The 19619-nt window shown below is 69.1% G+C and carries 22 protein-coding genes; 7 read left to right on the top strand and 15 right to left on the bottom strand.

Annotation, left to right across the window (positions count from 1 at the left end; translation table 11 throughout):
* Positions 1–88: 88 nt before the first annotated feature.
* Together KEG57_RS35200 and KEG57_RS35195 are read right to left on the bottom strand one after the other, a co-directional pair.
* Positions 89–487 (bottom strand): cobalamin B12-binding domain-containing protein, encoded by a 399-nt coding sequence (locus KEG57_RS35200; protein ID WP_272424977.1) that lies wholly within the window; start codon positions 485–487, stop codon positions 89–91.
* A gap of 55 nt (positions 488–542) precedes the next feature.
* Positions 543–1868: an AgmX/PglI C-terminal domain-containing protein gene (locus KEG57_RS35195; protein WP_272459232.1), complete on the bottom strand. Its 1326-nt coding sequence runs from the start codon at positions 1866–1868 to the stop codon at positions 543–545.
* 129 nt (positions 1869–1997) lie between these two features.
* Between KEG57_RS35195 and KEG57_RS35190 the strand changes: the two genes are divergently transcribed.
* Positions 1998–2417 carry a SpoIIAA family protein gene (locus KEG57_RS35190; protein WP_272459231.1) on the top strand — a complete coding sequence of 140 codons (420 nt, stop codon included), beginning with the start codon at positions 1998–2000 and terminating at the stop codon, positions 2415–2417.
* Between the two features lie 10 nt (positions 2418–2427).
* Entirely contained in the window at positions 2428–2847 is a 420-nt protein-coding gene (locus tag KEG57_RS35185; RefSeq protein ID WP_272459230.1) for a SpoIIAA family protein, read from the top strand.
* Here the strand turns inward: KEG57_RS35185 and KEG57_RS35180 are convergent.
* Entirely contained in the window at positions 2844–4391 is a 1548-nt protein-coding gene (locus KEG57_RS35180) for a response regulator (protein ID WP_272459229.1), read from the bottom strand. The two genes, KEG57_RS35185 and KEG57_RS35180, sit on opposite strands and share 4 nt — an antisense overlap.
* A 170-nt stretch (positions 4392–4561) precedes the next feature.
* Here KEG57_RS35180 and gspC point away from each other — a divergent pair, with 170 nt between their 5' ends.
* On the top strand, positions 4562–5545 hold the full coding sequence (gene gspC, locus KEG57_RS35175) for a type II secretion system protein GspC (RefSeq protein ID WP_272459228.1): 984 nt from the start codon (positions 4562–4564) through the stop codon (positions 5543–5545).
* 50 nt (positions 5546–5595) lie between these two features.
* Here gspC and tgt read toward each other — a convergent pair whose 3' ends face one another.
* The 7 genes from tgt to KEG57_RS35140 all read right to left on the bottom strand — a co-directional run bounded on the left by tgt (position 5596) and on the right by KEG57_RS35140 (position 11702).
* The gene (gene tgt / locus KEG57_RS35170) at positions 5596–6726 is read right to left on the bottom strand and encodes a tRNA guanosine(34) transglycosylase Tgt (RefSeq protein ID WP_272459227.1); all 1131 of its coding nucleotides are present in this window, start codon (positions 6724–6726) and stop codon (positions 5596–5598) included.
* Complete coding sequence (gene queA / locus KEG57_RS35165; RefSeq protein ID WP_272459226.1) at positions 6723–7814, bottom strand: tRNA preQ1(34) S-adenosylmethionine ribosyltransferase-isomerase QueA; 1092 nt, start codon at positions 7812–7814, stop codon at positions 6723–6725. Before queA ends, tgt begins: the two co-directional genes overlap by 4 nt.
* Positions 7815–7823: 9 nt before the next feature.
* Entirely contained in the window at positions 7824–8201 is a 378-nt protein-coding gene (locus KEG57_RS35160) for a response regulator (RefSeq protein ID WP_272424968.1), read from the bottom strand.
* Positions 8202–8442: 241 nt separating this feature from the next.
* Positions 8443–9801 carry a sigma-54-dependent transcriptional regulator gene (locus KEG57_RS35155; RefSeq protein ID WP_272424966.1) on the bottom strand — a complete coding sequence of 453 codons (1359 nt, stop codon included), beginning with the start codon at positions 9799–9801 and terminating at the stop codon, positions 8443–8445.
* Between the two features lie 110 nt (positions 9802–9911).
* The gene (bfr, locus tag KEG57_RS35150) at positions 9912–10391 is read right to left on the bottom strand and encodes a bacterioferritin (RefSeq protein ID WP_272424965.1); all 480 of its coding nucleotides are present in this window, start codon (positions 10389–10391) and stop codon (positions 9912–9914) included.
* Positions 10392–10585: 194 nt separating this feature from the next.
* Positions 10586–10831 (bottom strand): (2Fe-2S)-binding protein, encoded by a 246-nt coding sequence (locus KEG57_RS35145; RefSeq protein WP_272424964.1) that lies wholly within the window; start codon positions 10829–10831, stop codon positions 10586–10588.
* Positions 10832–10937: 106 nt separating this feature from the next.
* Complete coding sequence (locus KEG57_RS35140) at positions 10938–11702, bottom strand: SDR family NAD(P)-dependent oxidoreductase (protein WP_272424963.1); 765 nt, start codon at positions 11700–11702, stop codon at positions 10938–10940.
* Positions 11703–11817: 115 nt separating this feature from the next.
* Here KEG57_RS35140 and KEG57_RS35135 point away from each other — a divergent pair, with 115 nt between their 5' ends.
* On the top strand, positions 11818–12228 hold the full coding sequence (locus tag KEG57_RS35135; RefSeq protein ID WP_272424962.1) for a hypothetical protein: 411 nt from the start codon (positions 11818–11820) through the stop codon (positions 12226–12228).
* Between the two features lie 12 nt (positions 12229–12240).
* On the opposite strand, the gene KEG57_RS35130 is transcribed toward KEG57_RS35135, so the two are convergent.
* The 3 genes from KEG57_RS35130 to KEG57_RS35120 form a co-directional block, all read right to left on the bottom strand.
* Complete coding sequence (locus KEG57_RS35130) at positions 12241–12906, bottom strand: sigma-70 family RNA polymerase sigma factor (protein ID WP_272424961.1); 666 nt, start codon at positions 12904–12906, stop codon at positions 12241–12243.
* A complete protein-coding gene (locus KEG57_RS35125; RefSeq protein WP_272424960.1) occupies positions 12903–13193 on the bottom strand; it encodes a hypothetical protein in 291 nt (96 codons plus the stop codon). Before KEG57_RS35125 ends, KEG57_RS35130 begins: the two co-directional genes overlap by 4 nt.
* Positions 13194–13325: 132 nt before the next feature.
* Entirely contained in the window at positions 13326–13868 is a 543-nt protein-coding gene (locus KEG57_RS35120; protein ID WP_272424959.1) for a hypothetical protein, read from the bottom strand.
* Positions 13869–14002: 134 nt separating this feature from the next.
* Between KEG57_RS35120 and ftsH the strand changes: the two genes are divergently transcribed.
* On the top strand, positions 14003–15886 hold the full coding sequence (gene ftsH, locus KEG57_RS35115; RefSeq protein ID WP_272424958.1) for an ATP-dependent zinc metalloprotease FtsH: 1884 nt from the start codon (positions 14003–14005) through the stop codon (positions 15884–15886).
* Positions 15887–15894: 8 nt separating this feature from the next.
* Here the strand turns inward: ftsH and KEG57_RS35110 are convergent, their stop codons facing one another.
* The gene (locus KEG57_RS35110) at positions 15895–16515 is read right to left on the bottom strand and encodes a Uma2 family endonuclease (RefSeq protein WP_272424957.1); all 621 of its coding nucleotides are present in this window, start codon (positions 16513–16515) and stop codon (positions 15895–15897) included.
* Between the two features lie 37 nt (positions 16516–16552).
* A complete protein-coding gene (gene lepB / locus KEG57_RS35105) occupies positions 16553–17317 on the bottom strand; it encodes a signal peptidase I (RefSeq protein ID WP_272424956.1) in 765 nt (254 codons plus the stop codon).
* Between lepB and KEG57_RS35100 the strand changes: the two genes are divergently transcribed.
* On the top strand, positions 17283–18116 hold the full coding sequence (locus KEG57_RS35100) for a shikimate dehydrogenase (protein ID WP_272424955.1): 834 nt from the start codon (positions 17283–17285) through the stop codon (positions 18114–18116). The genes lepB and KEG57_RS35100 overlap by 35 nt on opposite strands.
* Before the next feature lie 119 nt (positions 18117–18235).
* Positions 18236–19474: a formylglycine-generating enzyme family protein gene (locus KEG57_RS35095; protein ID WP_272424954.1), complete on the top strand. Its 1239-nt coding sequence runs from the start codon at positions 18236–18238 to the stop codon at positions 19472–19474.
* Positions 19475–19619 lie beyond the last annotated feature (145 nt).

Below are 19619 nucleotides of genomic sequence, written 5' to 3'. Positions count from 1 at the left end.
TGCACCTTCGGTCCAGGCCGTGCCTGGTCCGGGTCCAGGGGTGGACAACCCCTGGTCGGGGTCTGGGGTGAAACCCCAGCGCTACGGCCTACGCGGCCACGTGTTCGTGGACCCAGTCGATGATGCTCTTCAGCGGGGTCCCGGGGGTGAAGACCCCCTTCACGCCGGCTTCTTTCAGCCGGACGATGTCGTCGTCGGGGATGATTCCGCCTCCGAACACCACGATGTCGTCTGCGCCGCGGGCGCGGAGGGCCTGGATTACGGCGGGGAACAGGGTGTTGTGGGCGCCGGACATGATCGACAGGCCCACGGCGTCCACGTCCTCCTGGATGGCGGCGCTGGCGATCATGTCGGGCGTCTGGTGCAGGCCTGTGTAGATGACCTCGAACCCCGCGTCTCGTAGCGCGCGCGCGACGACCTTGGCGCCGCGATCGTGGCCGTCGAGGCCGGGCTTGGCGACGAGGATGCGGATCTTTCGTTCGGTCATGGCGATTCGATACCGTCCTCTCCTCAGGAAATCAAAGCGGTTTTGTCGTTCGGGCTCATTGCGCCGCGAACACGAATGGGATGTTCACCGGGGTGGAGCCCCCGGAGGCTGGGAATTTCCAGCCCTTGATGCGGCCTGCGATGCAGCTCGACAAGCCCGGATAATCCTTTTCTGCCCCACTCGCGCTCACCGATTGCACCGTCCCTGAAGGCGCGATGACAATCGAGGCCGACACGCGTGCCGACGAGCCGCCCATCCCCTTCGTGGCGTCGAGGGCCGGCTGCCAGCAGCGGCGCTTGACCAGGGGCCGGTTTGCCTCGACGACGGCGCTGATCTCGCCCGTGGAGAGCTGCCCCGCGCCGGCGGTCTGGGGGCCGCCCGTGGTGCCGGCGGTCGGGCCGGCCACGTTTGGGCCCTGGAAGCCGGACATGTCGATGGCGGCGGCTGGCGTGCCGGTCTTCGCCGTCTGCGGCCAGGGTCCGCCGAGGGGCCGCGCTGAGGCGCCGGTCTTGGGGGCCTCGGTGGGGTCGCCTACGGGGGCGGTGGCCTCCGTGGTGGGACCGGCCGAGGGCGGGGTCGTCGGGGCGGCGCTGGCGGAGGCCGTCACGTAGACGATCTGCGTCGGCTGCGGGGCTGGGCGGAGGAGGAGGAAGGCTGCGACCCCGCCGAAGACGGCGCCCGCGGCGATCAGGGCGAGCGCGGCTGGGTGGAGGGAGCCTTTCTTGCGACGGCCGAGGAGGGCGTCCTCGTCGATGTCGTCTGGGATTTCGGGGGCGAGCGTACCGAGTGACGTGGCCGGGGCGCGCGGGGGCTCGAGGGGCTCTGGGGCGGGCGCGAGGGCCGGGCGGACGAGGGTCGCGGCGGCATCGCTCGTGGTCGCCGCGCCGGGGGAGACCTGGGGCGCCTCGGCGAAGGGGTCGCGCAGGGCGAAGGGGTCTTCGAGGACGTCGAGCGCGTCGGATGCGGCTGCGGACGCGTTTTTTTCCGTAGGAAACGTCTCCGCGGCCGCCACGAACGCGTTTTCTACCCGATCAGGCGCCTTCGCAGTCGCCGCGAACGCGTTTTCTGTCGGAAAAACGGGTTCGGGCGCGCCGGGAGCCGTTTCCCCCTGAAAAATCGGGTTCGCGGGCGCCCCGAAGCCGTTTCCCACCGGCAAGGGCGCCTTCGCGGCCGGCGCGAACGCGTTTCCCACGCGCGGCGGCGCGATCGGGCGCGGCGCGGAAGGACCGACGGCCGAGGCGCCGATCCCGGTGGGCCGGGGCGGAAGGCCTGCCGGTGCGCGCGGCGGGACGAAGCTCACGTGCCCGCACGACGCACACGTCACGCGGCCTGTCGCGCCGGGGTCCAAGGGGGCTTTGCACTTCTGGCAAGAGAGGTTCATCGACTGACGCCGCGCGCGGAGGCTCGGAGTCTACTCGACTCGGTCGCGGGGCGAAACTTCCGGGCGCAGAGCCTTGGGTGCGCTGCCCGCGTTGAAGCTTCACGGCGGTCCATTTATCCCTGACGTCCGATGGAAACGTCGAGCGACGGCTTCAGTCACGTCGGATCCCACCTCATACGGTTCGAGCCGCCGGACATCGTCTTTTGCAGGCCCATCGGACGGATCTCGGCCGCCGACGTGCGCGGCGTGCTCGACTTCAACGCGACGATCGCCAAGCAGATCGGGCGCGGCACCTTTTATCTGGGGGATTCGTCGCAGATCACGGGGTACTCGATCGCCTCGTCGCTCCAGCTCTTCCAGTCGAGCCCGATGGAGTACCTGCGGGGCACGGCCATCTTCGGCGCGAACTTCCACCAGCGCACGCAGAACAGCGCGGTCCTGCGCGCCATCCGGCTGCTCGGGCAACCGATGAGCCGCCTGCCAATCGAGACGTTCCCCGACGAAGCCTCGGCGCGCGCCTGGATCGACGAGCTCCGCCGCAAAGGATAGACATCAAGAGATGGACACGCCGAGCGACGGCTGGGAGTACCTGGGTCGCCATCCCATCCGGTTCGAGCCGCCGGACATCGTCATCTGCCGGCCCATCGGCGCCGTCACCGCCGACGACGTGCGCGCGGGGATGGCGTATCTGGACAGGACCTCGAAGCGGATCGGGCGCGGCGTGATCTACCTGGCGGACCTGTCGGAGCTCACGCGGTACGCGCCCGAGATGGTGTTGCAGAACTTCAAGAGCTTCCCGGTGGGCGCCATGCGCGCGTCGGCGATGTTCGGCGCGAACCCCTACCAGCGCGCGGTGACCGACATGATCCTGCGCGCCACCCGACTGCTCGGGCTCGAGATAGGCCGCATTCCGATCGCGTCGTTCCCCGACGAAGCCGCCGCCCGCGCCTGGGTCGAGGAGCTCCGCCGCAAGGGCTAGAGCAGGCCGACGAGGATTTCCTTGATGGACTGGCGCGTCGGTTCGTCCGGCGCGACCCGCAGCGCGCGCTCCCAGATCTCGACCGCTTTGTTCCGGAAGCCAGCCTTTTGGTAGAGGACCGCGAGGTTCTTCAGGGCCGGGAAATGCCGGTCGTTGATGCGCAGCGCCGTTTCGAGCTCGCTGATCGCGTCGTAGATCTGGCCACGCTTGCCGAGCAAGAGGCCGAGGTGGAAGTGCAGGCGGTACGCGAGCGGATCGATCTTCGTCCCCTCGCGGAGAAACCCGATCGCCTCGTCGAAGTTGCCGGCCTGGTACGCCGCGATCCCCGCCGCGAGCTTCTTCTCCGCCTCCGCCGAGATCCGCTCCGGATCCGCCGGCGCCGCCTTGCCCTGCCCCTGCTCGATCGCGCGTTCGAGCGCCTCGATGACGTCCGTCACGCGGAACGGTTTTTCGACGTACGCGTCGACCTTGTAACTCGCCTTGAGGTCCTCCGCGAACCGCCAGCCCCGGTACACCGCCGAGACGATCACGATCGGGATGTGCCCGTACCGCTCCGAACCCTTGAGCTGACGCGCGATGTCGAACCCATGCAGCTCGCCCGGGAGCATGGCGTCGAGGACGATCGCGTCGGGCACCTCCTCCTTGAGGATGCGCAGCGCCGCCTCGCCGCGATCGGCTTCGAGGACGCGGTAGCCGCGCTGCTCGAGGACGAGGCGGAGGATGTTGCGGATCTCGACCTCGTCGTCGACGACGAGCACGGTGCGTTTGCCCGGCTGGCGCGGCGGGCGGAGCGCGCCCGGGCCCGCGATGACCGAGAGATCACGCGGAGCCTTGCCGAAGTCGGCGTCGGAGACGTCGGCGTCCGCGGCCGCGCGTTGCATGGCGTCGTCGACGATCGCGCCGATCTGGTTGCGCGTCGTGACACGCTTCGGCGGCGGGATCGCGGCGTGCGAGGCGTCGGCCGCCGTAGGCGCGGGCGCGACGACGCTGCCCTCGAAGGGCGCCTCGGTCGCACCGCCCTGTGTGCGCGTGGGGAGCGGGACGCCGGCCTTGCGGCGGACCTCGGGCGGGCAGTTCGGCCCGACGTAGTGCGATTCGCCCCGCTCCTTCATTTCGTACGCGATCGGAATGACCTTGAGGAGCTGGGCTTCGAGCGCGACGTACGGGAAGACGCGTTTGCCGGTGGTGAACTCGATCTCGTCGATGACCTTGCGGTTCGTCGGGGCCGCCATCGCGAGGTGGACCTTGTCGTCCCGCACGACCACCGGGAGCAGCTTGTGCTGCAGCGCGATCTGACGCGGCACGATCGCGAGGTCGGTGAGCTTCAAGCAGATCTGCTTGAGGTCGACGCCCGGCACGCCGTTCTGCTCGCTGAGCGCCTTCAAGGCGGCGAGCTCGCTGATCGTGCCGGCCTCGGTCAAACGCGACGCGAGGGGAACGGCCGAGCCCTTGCCCGTTTCCAGCGCCCGCTCGAGCTGCTCTTCGGAGAGCGCGCGTTGCTGGACCAAGATCTTACCGATCGGCTTTTTGTTAGGAATTTCCACGCCGTTCCGCGCCTCTACCTCCACCGTATCCGAGCGGGAAATTCCGGGCAAGATGCGCACGGGCGCGCCGGGGCCGAGCAGGAGGGTGCCGCGCCGAGCCCCCCGATTTCCGCGTTTCCAGGCCAAGACGCCCAGCAAGCGCTGGTACGGCGCTCGCTCGGGTGCGAGGGGTGCGACTCGACGCGTGGCTCAAGCGGTATTTTCCGGTTGTCGTGGGCCTGCTCCTCCTGGCTTCGGCCTATTTCCAGGCCAAGGGGCTCGGCTACCTCGCAGGCGCGGCGATGATCGACGAGGCCCCCGTGACGAAGCGGCCGGGGCCGAAGATCTCCGCGCATCACGAAGAAGAGCCTGCCCGGCCGAGCGCAAACGTGATCCTCGAGCGCAATCCGTTCGACTCGTTGACGGGCCCGCTGGTGCCGCAAGAGCCCCTCGGGCCTCTACCGACGCATCCGCTCGCCGATCCGCCGTGCGAGGTCGGCATGGTGACGCTGATCGTGTGGTCGGAGGAGGACCCCGCCTGGTCGTTCGCGGCGATCGCAGGGCCGGAGGGCGTGCATCTGCATCGGCAAGGCGATCAGCTCGGCAGCTTCCAGGTGGCGCACATCGGGCCGGATCGGATCTGGCTGATGCGCGAGGGGCGGTTCTGCCAGATCGAGGTGCACGACACGGAGCGGCGCAAGGCGATGCAGGGGCCGCCGCCGATGAACGAGCCGCCGCGGATGACGCCGCCGATGAACGGGAACGGGCCTCAAGCGGCGCCGCCGGCGACGCCGGGCAAGAGGCCGAAGGGGCAACTGCCGCCGCACATCGCCGAGCGGATCCGGCAAACGGGGCCGAACCAGTACGACATCGACCGCACGGTGGTGGACGAGATCCTGACGAACCAGGCGGAGTATCTGCAGAAGGTGCGCGTGGTGCCGGCGCGGCAGGGCGATCAGACGACGGGCATGAAGCTCATGGGCGTGCGCAAAGGCACGGCGCTCGACGCGATCGGGCTGAAGCACGGCGATCAGCTCCAGCGCATCAACGGGTTCGAGATGACGAACCCGCAGAGCGCGCTCGAGGCCTACGCGCGGCTGATGTCGGCGAACCAGATCCGCGTGGACGTGATCCGAAATGGCCAGCCGACGACGCTGGAGCTGAACATCAAGTAGCCATCTCCCCTCTCCCGCCAGGGAGAGGGGGCGGGGGTGAGGGAGTCGCTCTACGCAGAACCTGCTTCCAGCCCCGCGAGCCACTCCTTCGCGAACGCGTCGTACCGCCCCGCGAGGATCGCCTCGCGCGCCTCGCGCACGAGCGTGCCGTAGAGGTGCAGGTTGTGCGCGGTGATGAGGCGCAGGACGAGGATCTCGCCCGCGAGGAAAAGGTGCCGGAGGTAGGCGCGCGAGTAGCCCGCGGCGCAGGTCGGGCAGGTGCAGGTGGGATCGAGCGGCGATGGATCGGTCCGGTAGCGCGCCTGCTTGATGACGACCTTGCCGGTGCGCGTGAGGGCCTGGCCGTTGCGCGCGTTGCGGGTCGGCAAGACGCAGTCGAACATGTCGACGCCCGCGCCGATGGCTCGCACGAGATCGTAAGGCGTGCCGACGCCCATGAGGTAATGCGGCCGCTCGGGATCGAGCGTGGGCCCGACCTCCATGAGGACCTCATGCATGCGGGCGATGGGCTCGCCAACGGAAAAACCGCCGAGCGCGAGGCCGTCGAAGGGCATCGCTGCGAGCTCCTCGGCGTGCGCGCGTCGGAGGGCCGGATCGGTGCCGCCCTGCACGATGCCGAAGACGGCTTGATCCGGCCGCTTGGCCGCGAGGCAACGCTTGGCCCAGCGCGTGGTGCGCGCGCAGGCGGCCTCGAACTCGGCGCGCGAGGCGTCGCCGGGCGGGCAGATGTCGAGCTGCATGGCGATGTCAGCGCCGATCTGTCCCTGCACCTGCATCGCCACCTCGGGCGTGAGGACCTTCTTCGAGCCGTCGAGGTGCGAGCGGAAGACGAACCCGTCCTCGCTCGTCTGCCGCCGCTCGGCGAGCGAGAAGGCCTGAAAGCCGCCCGAGTCCGTGAGCATCGCGTGTGGCCACTTCGTGAAGCCGTGCAAGCCCCCGAGGCCGGCGACGACCTCGGGGCCGGGCCGGAGCCAGAGGTGGTAGGTGTTGCCGAGGACGATGCGCGCGCCCGTGGCCGCGACCTCCTCCGGGCTCATGGTCTTCACGCTGCCCTGCGTGCCGACGGGCATGAACGTCGGCGTGGGGACCTCGCCGTGTGGCGTCGTCAGGATGCCCGCGCGCGCCGCGCCGCTCGTGGCGAGGGTGCGGAAGGCATATCCGGGCGTGCTCGGCCCGCTCATCGTTGTCTCCTCAGAAGCATCGCGTCGCCGTACGAGTAAAACCGGTACCTCTCCTCGATCGCGACGCGGTAACTCTCGAGGACACGCGGCAGGCCCGCGAAGGCGCCGACAAGTGCGAGCAGTGTCGACTCCGGCAGGTGAAAATTCGTCAGCAGCCGATCGACCACGCGAAAGCGATAGCCCGGCTGGATCAAAAGGCGCGTCTCCCCTTCCCGCGCGACGACGTGGCCCTCGCGCTCGGGGTCCGCGGCGCTCTCCAGGGCGCGCACGCTGGTCGTCCCGATCGCCACGATCTCCCGTCCTTTCAGACGCGCGCGGGCCACGGCCTCGGCCGTCTCGGGCGGCACGCGGTAGGCCTCGGCGTGCATCGGGTGATCATCGAGATCGGACACTGTCACCGGCTGGAACGTGCCAAGCCCGACGTGCAACGTGACCCGCGCAAGCTCCATCCCGCGCGCGGAAAACCGCTCGATCAAGGTCTCGGTCAGGTGCAGGCCCGCGGTCGGCGCGGCGACGGCGCCGGGCTCGCGGGCGTAGACGGTCTGATAACGCGCGCGGTCCGTGGCGTCGTCGTCGCGGCGGATGTACGGCGGGAGCGGGACGTGGCCGGCGGCCTCGACGGCATCGGGGACGGAGCGGCCCTCGGGCGAGAAGAGGACGACGTCGAAAAGGCCTTCGGGGTCCTTGCCTTCGATGCGCGCGACGAGCGAGACAGGGCCGTCGATCGTGATCTCGGCGCCTTCACGAAGGGGTTTGGAGGAGCGACCGAGGGCGCGCCATCGCTCGGCGGGGAGGCGCTGGCCGCTGCGCTCGACGTGCGTCTCCGCGACCTTCCGAACGAGGAAGATCTCGACCTTGCCGCCGCTCGTGGTCTTGCGGCCGAGGAGCCGTGCGGGCAGGACGCGGGTGTCGTTGACGACGACGAGCGCGCCTTCAGGCAAGCGGTCGGGCAGGTCGCGGATGAAGGCGTGTTCGAGGCGGCCGGGCTCGTCGTCGACGACGAGCAGGCGCGCGCTTTCACGATCCGCGGACGGATGCGCGGCGATGAGCTCGGGCGGGAGTTCGTACGTGAGAAGGTCGCGGCGCACGCGCGCCTGTTAGCACGCGACTTGCGCCGGAGCCGGCGTCTTGCTCTGCAAGAGGCGGCTGAGCTCGGAGAGGGCGTAGGGCTTGGGGATGAAGCCGGCGGCGCCGCAGTCGGCGCGCTCCATCTGGCGCGAGGAGAGGTGGTAGGCGCTCGCGAGGTAGACGCGCACGTTCGGGAACATGCGGCGAATCTGACGCACGAGGTCCAGACCACTCATGCCTGGAAGCATCAGGTCGACCATCGCAACGTCGACGGGCTTCTCGGCGAGCAAGCGCAGCGCCTCTTCCCCGGAGGCCGCGCCGAGGACCTCGAAGCCCTCCAGCCGAAGGCCAATGGAGAGCGTCTTGCGTTGATTCTCCTCGTCGTCGACGATCAACACGCGCGGCATGGGAAGGACCCCTTCGGAGACGACGCCGACACGAAAGCGCTCGGGTTCGTCTTTGCCGTTTTTCAAAGCAACGCGCGTTCCATCAGTGGATCCCGCGGAAAACCTGCGGTGATCGACGCCGCAACGCATCATCCGGGGCAGATGATTTTCGCCTCGAACATTGCATGTCGGAAAGGTGCTCCGTGGAACACCTTGCAGATCTGCAATGTCTCGGGGGCGGAATCCGGGGGTTGGGCGGGGTTCAGGCGGGGGGATAGGTGATCGCCAGGCGTGTCATCTTGCGCCAGAGCGTGGTGGCGCTGATGCCGAGCACCTCGGCGGCGCGCTCGCGGCTGCCGTCGCACTCGCGCAGCGCCACCTCGATGGCTTGACGTTCGGCGGAGTCGACCACGTCGGCGAGGGCGCGGCCGCCGCTTGTCGGGGCCGTCTTCTGCGAAGGACCGGGCGTGAGGCCGAGGTCGTCGATCGTGATGATGCCGCCGCCCGAGAGCGCGACGGCCTGCTCGACGAGGTTCTCGAGCTCGCGGATGTTGCCCGGGAACTCGTAGCCCGAGACCGCCTCGAGCACGCCGTCGGCGACGCGCGCCTTGGCGCTCATCTTGCGGTTGTACTTGTCGAGGAAGAACTCGAAGAGGACCGGGATGTCCTCGCGACGCTCGCGCAAGGGCGGCAGGATGAACCGCGCCACGTTGAGGCGGTAGTAGAGGTCCTGCCGGAAGCGACGCTCGGCGACGGAGGTCAGGAGGTCCTGGTTCGTCGCGGCGATGATGCGCACGTCGACCCGGATCGGCTTGTTCTCGCCGACGCGGCGGATCTCGTTCTCCTGGATCGCGCGGAGGAGCTTCGCCTGGAAGGTCAGCGGCGTCTCGGCGATCTCGTCGAAGAAGAACGTGCCGCCGTCGGCCTCCTCGAAGAGGCCCTTGCGCGCCGAGACCGCGCCCGTGAAGGACCCTCGCGCATGGCCGAAGAGCTCGCTCTCGAGGAGCGTCTCGCTGATGGCCGCGCAGTTGACGGGGACGAAGGGACGATCGGCACGCTTCGAGTTCGCGTGGATCGCCTTGGCCACGAGCTCCTTGCCCGTGCCGCTCTCGCCCGTGATGAGCACCGTCGCGTCCGTGGGCGCGACGCGCACGATGCGCGCGAGCACCTCGCGGATCGCGTGCGAGCGGCCGATGATGTTCTCGAACTTGTATCGCTCGCGGAACTCGGTCGCGAAGAGCGAGACCTGGCCCGTGAGCCTGCGGTTCGCGATCGCGCGCTCGACCTTCACGAGCAGCTCCTGCTCCGTGAAGGGCTTCTGGATGTAATCGAAGGCGCCGAGGCGCATGGCCTCGACGGCGCTCTCGATTGTGCCGTACGCGGTCATCACGATGACCTCGGTCATCGCGTGCGTCTCTTTGACCGAACGCAGGACGCCGATGCCGTCGTTACCGCCCATGCGCAGATCAGTGAGCACAAGGTCGTATGCGCCCTTCGAGCCCCGATCTGCGCCTTCTTTTCCGTCGCTCGCCTCGTCGACTTCGTAGCCCGCGCTTCGCAGCATCATCGCGAGCGTCGTGCGCATGTTGCGCTGATCATCGACGACGAGAATCTTCGCCATGGATTCCCCCGGCCTCCGTCTGGGGGCCTTGTGCACGTGAGAGCGTGTCGCGCGGACAGCCAGCTACCTGGTGCCGCGCGACCCTATCATCGCCACGATTGGCCCGCTCGTCAGCTCTTGTGGTGCGAGAGCTGCTGCGAAAGGTAGAGCGGTTCGCCCAGCTTCTGAAGCAAATCGAGCTGTGTTTCGAGCCAGTCGATGTGCTCTTCCTCGCCAGCCAGGATGCTTCGGAGCAAGGATTCGCTCGTGTGGTCACCCTTCTCACGACAGAGAGCGATCGAGCTGTTCAGTCGGGTGACGGCCGCGTACTCGAGATCGAGATCGCTCTTGAACTGCTCGGGCACGGTCTGGCCCACGTTCAGCTTGTCGAGACGCTGCAGGTTCGGCAGTCCTTCGAGGAAGAGGATGCGCTGCATGATCGCCTCGGCATGGCGCATCTCGTCGATCGATTCGTCACGGCTGCGCGCGGCGAGCGCCAGATATCCCCAGTTCTCGCACATCTTGGCGTGCATGAAATACTGGTTGATCGCCACGAGCTCGGCGGCGAGCACCTCGTTCAGCGCGTGGATGACGTCTCTGTCGCCCTTCATGGAAGACCTCTAGCCTGCAAGGGTTACGGCTCCGGCGATACGGTCGCCGCGATGTCCGCCTAGCACGCTATCGGAAAAATGGGCAGGCTCTCGATACAAAACACCCCCCAGCACGCGACAAACGCAGCCGCGCGCACGTAACGCTGGAGATGTCGAAAACCAATATCGAGAACCGAACGAGCCGAGCCGAACCGTCAAGCCGCCGACGAAGCGGATCGAATCATGCGCAACCGACGAACCCCGCACGTCGGGGCGGAATCGGCGCATTCCGTCGAGACCGGTCCGTCCCCCTCGACGAGGGACTTCACGGTCGCCCGACACGAGCCGCATCGCGTGCCAGCCCGCGTCTTTTCCATGACCTCATGGGCCGTCGAGGCACCAGCGCCCACGAGGTCCAAGATGTCCTGCTCCGATACCGCCTCACAGATGCAGACGTACATAGGTGCTTCCGACCGTCCGGCGTCCTGTTGATGTTGAGAATAGCTTTCAACATCATCAGGGTCAACCCCGTTCGCAAGGATCGGCCGTCTGTTCGAGGCGGAGGGGTCACATGGCGAGGCCGCCGTCGACGTCGATGGTGCGGCCGTTGAAATACTCGCACTCGATGACGAAACGGACCGCGAGCCAGAGGTCCTCGGGCAGGCCGATGCGGCCGACGGGAATCGCGGCGACGAGGGCGTCCTTGGCCTTCTGGTTCATGCCCTGGGTCATGGGCGTCTCGACCATGCCCGGCGCGACACAGCCGACGCGGATGCCAAACGGCGCGAACTCGAGGGCCCAGGTCTTGGTGTTGGTGGCAAGTGCGGCCTTCGCGGCGCTGTAGTTCGACTGTCCACGGTTTCCATGGCGCGCGATCGAGCTGATGTTGACGATGACGCCCTTTTCGCCGCTTGCCGCCATCTTGGCGACGACGTCGCGGACCATGTAGGTCGCGCCGGTGAGGTTGACGTCGATGACGGCCTGCCACTGCTGGGCCGAAAGCTTCGTGATCGCGCCCGTCGTGCGGTCCTTCTTCACGAGCAGGCCGTCGCGCAGGATGCCGGCGTTGTTGACGAGGCCGTTCAAGCCGCCCATGGCCTCGTGCGCGAAGTCGACGAACGCGGAGACCTCGGCCTCGCTGCCGACGTCGATGCGCTTCGGGTGAATTTTGCCGCGGAGATCCTTGGCTTCCTCGGCGAGCGAGGCGAGCGCGGCCTCGTTCACGTCGCCCGCGACCACCTGTCCGCCCGCCTCCGCGAGGCGATAGGCGTAATGACGGCCGAGGCCCGAGGCGGCGCCGGTGACGATGAACTTGGTGTCTTCGAGTCGCATGGTCTCCTCCAGAGAACGAGGGCCGAAGAGCCCTCGGAGCGGGGTGATACACGGGCCGATGGAGATCGGGAAGGCCACGCTTGCACCGGATGCGCCGGGTGTTATTTCCCGAGCCATGCTCCGCCGCGCGCTGCTCGTTCTGTGCATGGCCCTCGGCTCCGTGGCCGCATGCAACCGCGACGTGTCCGTCCCCGCCTCGTCCGATCCCAACGGGAAGGACCTGGTGGAGGGCGCCGTCGTTGCGGCCGCCGAGTCGAGTGGAGGCATCCGGCTCTACAAGATCGTCCACGTCGACGACTACCCGGAGCCCGCAGGGCCCGAGTACCACATGATCGCCTACAACCCGAAGGTGCCGACGTTCCAGGACGCGGCAAACCTTTGGAAGCACAAGCGAAGCGAGGTCACGGTCGCGCTCGACCACATCTTCGTGCGGCTCGTGAGCTTCGGCAAACGCGACCACCGGGTGCTGTTCGTCGAGCCGGTGACCGAAGACGAGAAGGCGCCGTACCTGAAGGCACGGCGCTAGAACATCGATGCTCTAACGCGTCCGGGCCGCGATCGCAGTCGCGAGCGACTGGATCGCCTGCGCGTGCAGGCGACTCGCCCAGCTCTTGCTGATGCCGAGGTCCGCGGCGATCTCGTCGAAATCCTCGCCCTGGAAGTAGTGCCGCTCGACGAGCGTGCGCTCGCGTTCGGGGAGCGCGCCGATGGCATGGCGGAGGGCGTGTGCCATCTCGGCGCGCGAGGTGTGCTCCTCGGGCGTGCCCGCGCCCGAGACGAGGCCGAGCGCGAGCGCCGCAGCATGCGCTTCGAGGAGGCGATCGAGGGCGGAGACGTGGTCGTCCTCGGAGAAGCCCGCATCGTCCGGGGCCGAGGCGAGCTCGAGGGAGAGACGCTCGGCACAGAGAAGGGCCGTGGCGCGGGAGAGCGCCCGGCGTGAGCGGCGCTCGCGCTTGACGCCGTCGAGGATGGCCCAGCGGACCTTGCGCGCGACGTACGTGGGGAGCGAGGCGCGGGTCGGATCGAAGGTGCGCACGGCTTCGAGCAGGCCTTCGTGCGCACAGGCGCGCATGTCTTCGGGCGGGACCATGTTCCCGAGCCTGCGCTCCATCCAGCGCAGGACATGCTCCAGCACGGGCCGTCCCTCGTTGTAGTAGCGCTCGATCGCGGGGTCTTCGCCGAACGGAGCGACGCGCAGGTTCACTCGCCGGCCCCGGACCCAGTTCGCCGAGAACGAATGCCGCTGGCCCGCCGGGTCTCGGGCGCATCCTCGCCTTCGAGGGCCGCACCAATGAACGCCTCGCCGCTCTCTTCGACATGCCTCGGCGCAGCCCGGCGGAGGACACGCGCCGCGTGCTCGTCGGTCGCGAGCCGCTCGGCGAGCTCATCCCGCAGGAAATCGAGGTCCGCGCTGGGAAGGAGGCCGCGGTACGGGGCGACGGCTGCGTCGATGCGCGCCGCGACCCAGGGGTCGGCAAGGAGAGGGTGCATCGGTAAGGACAAACCTAGCACCCGGAGGAGCGGCGAAACAAGGGGAAAGTGCACGGCCGAGGTCTGCTCGGACGAACCCGGTTTTTCCGCGGGGTTTTTCCGGGGCGCGCGGGCGAACGGCGCGCCCTCGGATCACTTCGGCGGGTTCTCCCCGTTGAGACACTCGTCGAACGCCTTCACGCTCTTCGAGGCCATCGCGCACTCGAGGCGCTTCCTCTCGGCCACCTTGCCGACGAGGCTCTCGATGCAGCCGTTCGCCCACGGCTCGCCCATCTTGCCGACCACCGCGTCGATGTTCTTCACAGCCTGCTCGCGCTGTTTGTCCGTGAGCCTCTTGTCGAGCCCGGCGATCTGGTCTGCGCGCTGCACCGCGACGTACTGCTTGCCGAGCTCGATGCAGTCCTTCTCCGTCAGCGTGTAGTCGTTGGCGGCGCCCTCGTCGGTGATCTTCTTCGCGCCGTGCGAGAGCGGCTTCGGCTCGGGTGCCGTGGGCTCCGTCGTGGCCTCGTGCGGCTCGCTCGCCCCGTCGTCCGGGGCAGAGTCGTTCTTGCTCGTGGCGTCCTCGGGCGGCGGGGTGGAGGCGCCGCAGCCGAGGGCCGCGAGCGAGAGGAGCGTTGCGAACGTCGTGGCGAGCGCGGGCGCGGCGAGCGTGGAGAGCAGGGAGCGACCGTTCATGGACGGAGAAGCGTACGCTCGCTCCTTTTGGCCTGTCCATCCTCGCCGGTACGTCGGTGCACGGACCGAGGTCCTTGCCAGGCCGATCGCCGTTGGCAAAGCGCGTGCAGGCAGGTCGCACGGGGCGGAAACCAATGCGATCGTTCTGGGTTTACATCCTGCTCGTCGTGGGCGCGGTGCTCCTGCTCGGCTCGCTCGAGGGGAGCGAAGAGCGAATTCCTTACGCTCGGTTCCGGGACATGGCCGAGCAAGGCGTGCTCACCGAGGTGCAGATCAAAGGGGATACGTACATCGGGCGCACGGCGCCGAACGCGCCCGTCGGCACGTCGCAGACGTTCCGGACCGGGCGTATCGAGGGAGCCGAGACCGCCCTGCTCGCGACGCTCGACGCGAAGGACGTCCCGTACACCCGGGTCTCCGACGGCGGGCCGTCGCTGTCCATGATGCTGCTCTGGGCGCTTCCGCTCGTGGGCGTGCTCCTGCTCGTGGGCTCGATGTCGCGCAAGGCGCCGACGCCGAACATCACGAACCCCGCGCTGAACTTCGGCAAACACAAGGCGCGGCTCTACGTGGACAAGGGTGCGCCGATCACGTTCCGCGACGTGGCCGGCAGCCACGAGGCGAAAGCGGAGCTCACCGAGATCGTCGAGTTCCTGAAGGCCCCGGAGCGCTATCGCAGGCTCGGCGGGCGCATCCCGAAGGGGTGCTTGCTCGTGGGGCCCCCCGGAACGGGCAAGACGCTGCTCGCGCGGGCCGTGGCCGGCGAGGCGAACGTGCCGTTCTTCAGCATCTGCGGCTCGGAGTTCGTGGAGATGTTCGTCGGCGTGGGCGCGGCGCGCGTGCGCGACCTCTTCGCCCAGGCGCGCGAGAAGCCGGCCGCGATCCTGTTCGTCGACGAGCTCGACGCGGTCGGCAAGGCGCGCGGCGCGGCCGGGCCGATCGGCGGCAACGACGAGCGCGAGCAGACGCTGAACCAGCTCCTCACGGAGATGGACGGCTTCGACGGCGCGACGGGCCTCGTGGTGATCGCCGCGACGAACCGCCCCGAGATCCTCGACCCGGCGCTCACGCGCGCCGGGCGCTTCGATCGGCGCGTCTACGTCGATCGGCCGGACCTCCGGGAGCGGCGCGAGATCCTGGAGGTGCACGCCCGCCGGGTGCTGCTCGGCCCGGACGTGAACCTCGACGACATGGCCGCGCAGACAACAGGGCTCGTGGGCGCGGACCTCGCGAACCTGCTCAACGAGGCGGCGCTGCTCGCGGCGCGCAGGCACGCGACCGCGGTGAGCAAGACGGATCTCGAGGAGGCGATCGAGCGCGTGATCGCGGGGCTCGAGCGGAAGAGCCGTCGGCTCGGCGCGCACGAGCGGGTGGTCGTGGCGTACCACGAGGCGGGGCACGCGATCGCGGCGGAGCTCTTGCCGACGCAGGATCCGGTGCGGAAGGTGTCGATCGTTCCGCGCGGGATCGGCGCGCTCGGCTACACGCTGCAGAAGCCGCGCGAGGATCGGTACCTGATGAGCCGGCAGGAGATCCTCGATCGGCTCGTGGTGCTGCTCGGCGGGCGCGTGGCGGAGCAGCGGACGTTCGGCGACGCGTCGACGGGCGCGCAGGACGACCTCGTGAACGCGACGGACATCGCGCGGCGCATGGTGCGCGAGCTCGGGATGGGCGGCGCGTCGATGGGGCTCGCGTCGTTCGATCCGCGGCGAAGCGTGACGTTCGAGCGCGGCGGCTACGACTACAGCGAGGAGACGGCGCGGGCCGTGGACGCCGAGGTGGGGCGGCTGCTCGCCGACGCGGAGGCGCGGACGAAGGCGCTCGTCAACGAGCACTTCGCGGCGCTCGAACGGATCGCGCGGCGGCTGCTCGAGGTGGAGACGCTGTCGGGCGAGGAGGTGCGAGCGCTCTTGCACGCGCCGTCCGCAGAGAAGCCGAAGGCGGAGACGGAGAACGTCGACGTGACGATCGAGGACGTGCCGACGAGCGAGGCGCGGCCGCGGGCGGCCTGTCGGTAGGAGGGGGATCAGAGCTCGCCGGCTGCGGGCTCTTCGTCCTCTTCGTCGTCCCCGAAAAGAATGCCTACCTGGAGCGGGATCGCGTCGAACGGCTCGGCGCGAACCCGCTCGCCGCGTTCGGCGACGAGGATCTCCAGGTAGCCGGCAGGCTCCCAGCGATACACGGACAGGCTCTCCTCGACCGGATCGACGATCCAGTAGTGAGGGACCTCGTGCCGATGGTAGACGCGCTTCTTCTTGACGAGATCGTTGCGTCGGTTCGTCGAGAGAATTTCGCAGACCCAGTCGGGGCGAACGCGGATGGGAAAATCCGTCGGGAGCTCGAGGAGGCGCTCGCGTCGCCAGCCCGCGATGTCCGGGATGAAGGTGTTCGTCGCGTCGAAGAAGACGTCGACCTCCGTGCTGAACCACCAGCCGCCGGGGAAGCGGCCACCAGGTCGACGACCGAACGGCGCTGTCCAGCCAGACAGCGCCCACTGCGAGCTCCCATGCCGCACGGTCGCTGCCCCCTTCTCGACGATCGAGCCCTCGATCAGCTCGTGCCGCCGCTTTTCCTCGGGGATGGCGTACAGGTCCTCCAGGGTCGCGGGAGGCGGAGCAGGAGGAGCCTTGCGAGCCGGCACGTTCATGCGCCCGAGGATACTCGATCCCCGCGCGCCCCGCCCCTCACCGGATCGACCGGAACAACCGCTCGAAATCGAGCCCCTCTCCCCGGAACAGCACCCCGAGCACCTGCCCGCGCACGAGCGCGCTCGGCACCGTGCCCATCACCCGGCTGTCGAGCGACGCGGGGCGGTTGTCGCCCATCACGAACAGGTGATCCGGAGGCACCACCGCAGGGCCGAAGTCCTCGAAGTCGCGGCCTCCCGACTCGTGCGCGAGCGCGCCGAGGTGCTCGAGGAACCGGCCGTCGGGGAGCCGCTCGATGCGCTGCGGACGACCGTCGATGTAGAGGATCCCCCGCTTCACCGCGACAGACTGTCCCTCCGTCGCGACCACGCGCTTGACCAGCGGGATCGCGCCGCCGCGCGGATCGGCGAAGACCACGACGTCCCCGGGGCGCGGGCTCCTGTGGTGGAAGAGCCAGGCTTCGGTGAACGGGATGCGCAGGCCGTAGGCGGCTTTCGCCACGAAGATGCGATCGCCTGGCTCGATCGTCGGCCACATCGAACCCGTGGGCACGTGGTACTGGTCGGCGAGCGAGGCGCGCGCCGCCGTCAGCACGAAGACGAGCGCGACGAACTTGAGGGTCCGCTTGAAGAGGGCTGCGAGGAGGCGCTTGCGTCGCGACGCGACGGGCGGCGCAGCCTCTTCGGAGAGCGTGAGGGAAGGCTCGAACGAGGCCATCGCGTGGTGGTCGGTAGCATCAGGGCCAAGGCCGATCCAGCCTGCGCGCATGACGAACGCCCACGCCTCCGGCGCGAAGCTCACGCTCTGTGGATCGATTTCGCTTTATCCGGTCTCCCTCGGCTCCGCGATGCATCTGGCGGGCTACCGCGCGCTCGGCTTGCCGTTCACGTACGTGCCGTTCCGCGTGACCGATCTCGGCGGCGCGATCACGGGCATGCGCGCGCTCGGGATCCGCGGGCTCGGCGTGTCGATGCCGTACAAGCAGCAGATCCTCCCGCTGCTCGACGCGATCGATCCCCTCGCGGCGAGGATCGGCGCGGTGAACACGGTCGTGCAGGAGGACGGGCGGCTCCTCGGGTACAACACTGACTGCGTGGGCGCGGTGCGCGCGCTCGAAGAGGTCGCGAAGGTGTCGGGCGCGCGCGCGCTCGTGCTCGGGGCCGGCGGGGCCGGGCGCGCGGTGGCGCACGGGCTCGCGGATGCAGGCGCGAAGGTTGTCGTGACGAACCGGAGCCTCGACAAGGCCGAGGCGCTCGCGGCCGAGGTCGGAGGACGCGCGGCCGGCGTGGAGGAGGCGCGGAACGCGGGGGACTACGACATCGTGGTGAACGCGACGTCCGTGGGCATGGGAGAGATCGCGGCGACGAGCCCGGTGCCGGAGGAGGCGATCCCCGCGGGGCTGCTCGTGATGGACATCGTGTACAAGCCGATCGAAACGGCGCTCGTTCGCGCGGCGAGCCGGCGAGGCGCGCGGGTGATCCACGGCGGGCGCATGCTCTTGCACCAGGCGGCGCGGCAGTTCGAGCTCTACACGGGCGAGCGAGCGCCGCTCGACGCGATGGATGCCGCGCTTCGGGAGCAGATCGCCATGCTCGGGTGAGCCCGGCCCGAGGCAGGCCCTCTGTCAAACGATGGGGGCTACGCTCGGACAAGCCGAGCTACGCCCCCAAGCCCCCTTTTGTTTGCAGACCGTCGTCGACTGTCGGCATGCTCCGCGCCGTGGATCGTCGGGCCTTGCTCCTTGCGCTGCTCTCCGTCGTGGCCCTCGGATGCAGCGTCGAGGCATCGCCCGCGCCCGCGCCCGCCTCGACGAACGTCGCCGCAGCCGCAGCCGCAACCGCTCCCGCTTCCGCTTCCGCCGCCGCTTCCGCTTCCGCTTCCGCCGCCGCTTCCGCTTCCGCTCCCGCGCCCGAGCCTCCGCCCGAGGGCATGATCGCCCTCCCGCCGGCCATCTACCTCATGGGCTCACGCGCGCTCGAGGGGCTGCCCGAGGAGAAGCCGATGCACGAGGTCGTCCTCGCCGGCTTCTATCTCGACCGCACCGAGGTCACCGTCGCCGCCTACCGCGCCTGCGTCGCCGCCGGCGCTTGCACCCCCGCGCACACCGGCGAGACCTTCTGCCCCGGCGACGCCCCCGACAAGGCGGATCACCCCATCAGCTGCATCGACTTCCCCCAGGCCGAGGCCTACTGCGCCTTCGCCAAGAAGCGCCTGCCCACCGAACGCGAGTGGGAGTACGCCGCCCGCGCCGGTAGCGAGCACCGCAAGTTCTCCTGGGGCGACGACCCGCCCGACGAGAAACACGCCTGCTACGACCACCCCGGCACCTGCCCCGTCGCCTCGTTCCCCGCCGGCGCCTTCGGCCTGTACGACATGTCGGGCAATGTGTGGGAATGGACCTCCACCGTTTACGGCTCCTACCCGGACGAGCTCACCACCGGCACCCACCGCGTCTACCGCGGCGGAAGCTGGAGCCGCCGCTTCCCCAAGTGGCTCCGCACGGCCCTGCGCAATCGTTACGAACCCACCAAGTGGAGCGCCTCACTCGGCGTGCGTTGCGCGAAGTCGCAAACCCCCCTCACCTGCCCTCCCGAGACCGAGCCCCGCGGCGCTGCCTGCGTCCGTGTGAAGGGCGCACCCATGTGTGAGCCCGGCCTCTCGTGGAATGGGAAAGCTTGCTCGCTCGGTGGCGTCGCCCTGCCCGTCGCCGAGGTCGCCGCGACCCCAGCCGCCACGACCGCCCCCGCGGCCGTTCCCCCCGCCTCTGAGCCCGCGCCCGTCCGCCGCACCCGCACGCCTCGATTCGACGATGATTGCAAGGCGCATTACGCCGGACGCCCTGCGGCTTATCGTTACGAGGGAGGCACGTTTTACAGCCGGAACCCGGTCATCGCCGGCGACGGCTGCACAAAACGGGATATGGGCGAGAACTGGACGAGCGCATGCTGTTCGGGTTAACGCACCCACCGGGGGTGCGGTTTTCGCGGGGCCGCCGGAGCTCGTCACCGTCCCAGGTGGCCTAAGGCCGCTCGCCCATCTAGGCTGTCGCGCCTCTGGGGGACCCCGCTGAGCTCGGACAAGCCGAGCCACCGCGCCACCCGAG

The sequence above is a fragment of the Polyangium jinanense genome, from assembly GCF_028435365.1.
Note: the sequence above shows the minus strand (reverse complement) of the source record. Positions and strands in the feature narration are given on the sequence as shown.

Coding starts and splice junctions, on each gene's coding strand:
- KEG57_RS35125 (WP_272424960.1), bottom strand. CDS start 13,193: ATGCACCCTCTCCTTGCCGACCCCTGGGTCGCGGCGCGCATCGACGCA.
- KEG57_RS35200 (WP_272424977.1), bottom strand. CDS start 487: ATGACCGAACGAAAGATCCGCATCCTCGTCGCCAAGCCCGGCCTCGAC.
- tgt (WP_272459227.1), bottom strand. CDS start 6,726: ATGAGCGGGCCGAGCACGCCCGGATATGCCTTCCGCACCCTCGCCACG.
- KEG57_RS35190 (WP_272459231.1), top strand. CDS start 1,998: ATGGAAACGTCGAGCGACGGCTTCAGTCACGTCGGATCCCACCTCATA.
- KEG57_RS35185 (WP_272459230.1), top strand. CDS start 2,428: ATGGACACGCCGAGCGACGGCTGGGAGTACCTGGGTCGCCATCCCATC.
- KEG57_RS35160 (WP_272424968.1), bottom strand. CDS start 8,201: ATGCCGCGCGTGTTGATCGTCGACGACGAGGAGAATCAACGCAAGACG.
- KEG57_RS35195 (WP_272459232.1), bottom strand. CDS start 1,868: ATGAACCTCTCTTGCCAGAAGTGCAAAGCCCCCTTGGACCCCGGCGCG.
- KEG57_RS35110 (WP_272424957.1), bottom strand. CDS start 16,515: ATGAACGTGCCGGCTCGCAAGGCTCCTCCTGCTCCGCCTCCCGCGACC.
- KEG57_RS35145 (WP_272424964.1), bottom strand. CDS start 10,831: ATGTACGTCTGCATCTGTGAGGCGGTATCGGAGCAGGACATCTTGGAC.
- ftsH (WP_272424958.1), top strand. CDS start 14,003: ATGCGATCGTTCTGGGTTTACATCCTGCTCGTCGTGGGCGCGGTGCTC.
- KEG57_RS35135 (WP_272424962.1), top strand. CDS start 11,818: ATGCTCCGCCGCGCGCTGCTCGTTCTGTGCATGGCCCTCGGCTCCGTG.
- KEG57_RS35120 (WP_272424959.1), bottom strand. CDS start 13,868: ATGAACGGTCGCTCCCTGCTCTCCACGCTCGCCGCGCCCGCGCTCGCC.
- KEG57_RS35100 (WP_272424955.1), top strand. CDS start 17,283: ATGACGAACGCCCACGCCTCCGGCGCGAAGCTCACGCTCTGTGGATCG.
- bfr (WP_272424965.1), bottom strand. CDS start 10,391: ATGAAGGGCGACAGAGACGTCATCCACGCGCTGAACGAGGTGCTCGCC.
- KEG57_RS35155 (WP_272424966.1), bottom strand. CDS start 9,801: ATGGCGAAGATTCTCGTCGTCGATGATCAGCGCAACATGCGCACGACG.
- KEG57_RS35140 (WP_272424963.1), bottom strand. CDS start 11,702: ATGCGACTCGAAGACACCAAGTTCATCGTCACCGGCGCCGCCTCGGGC.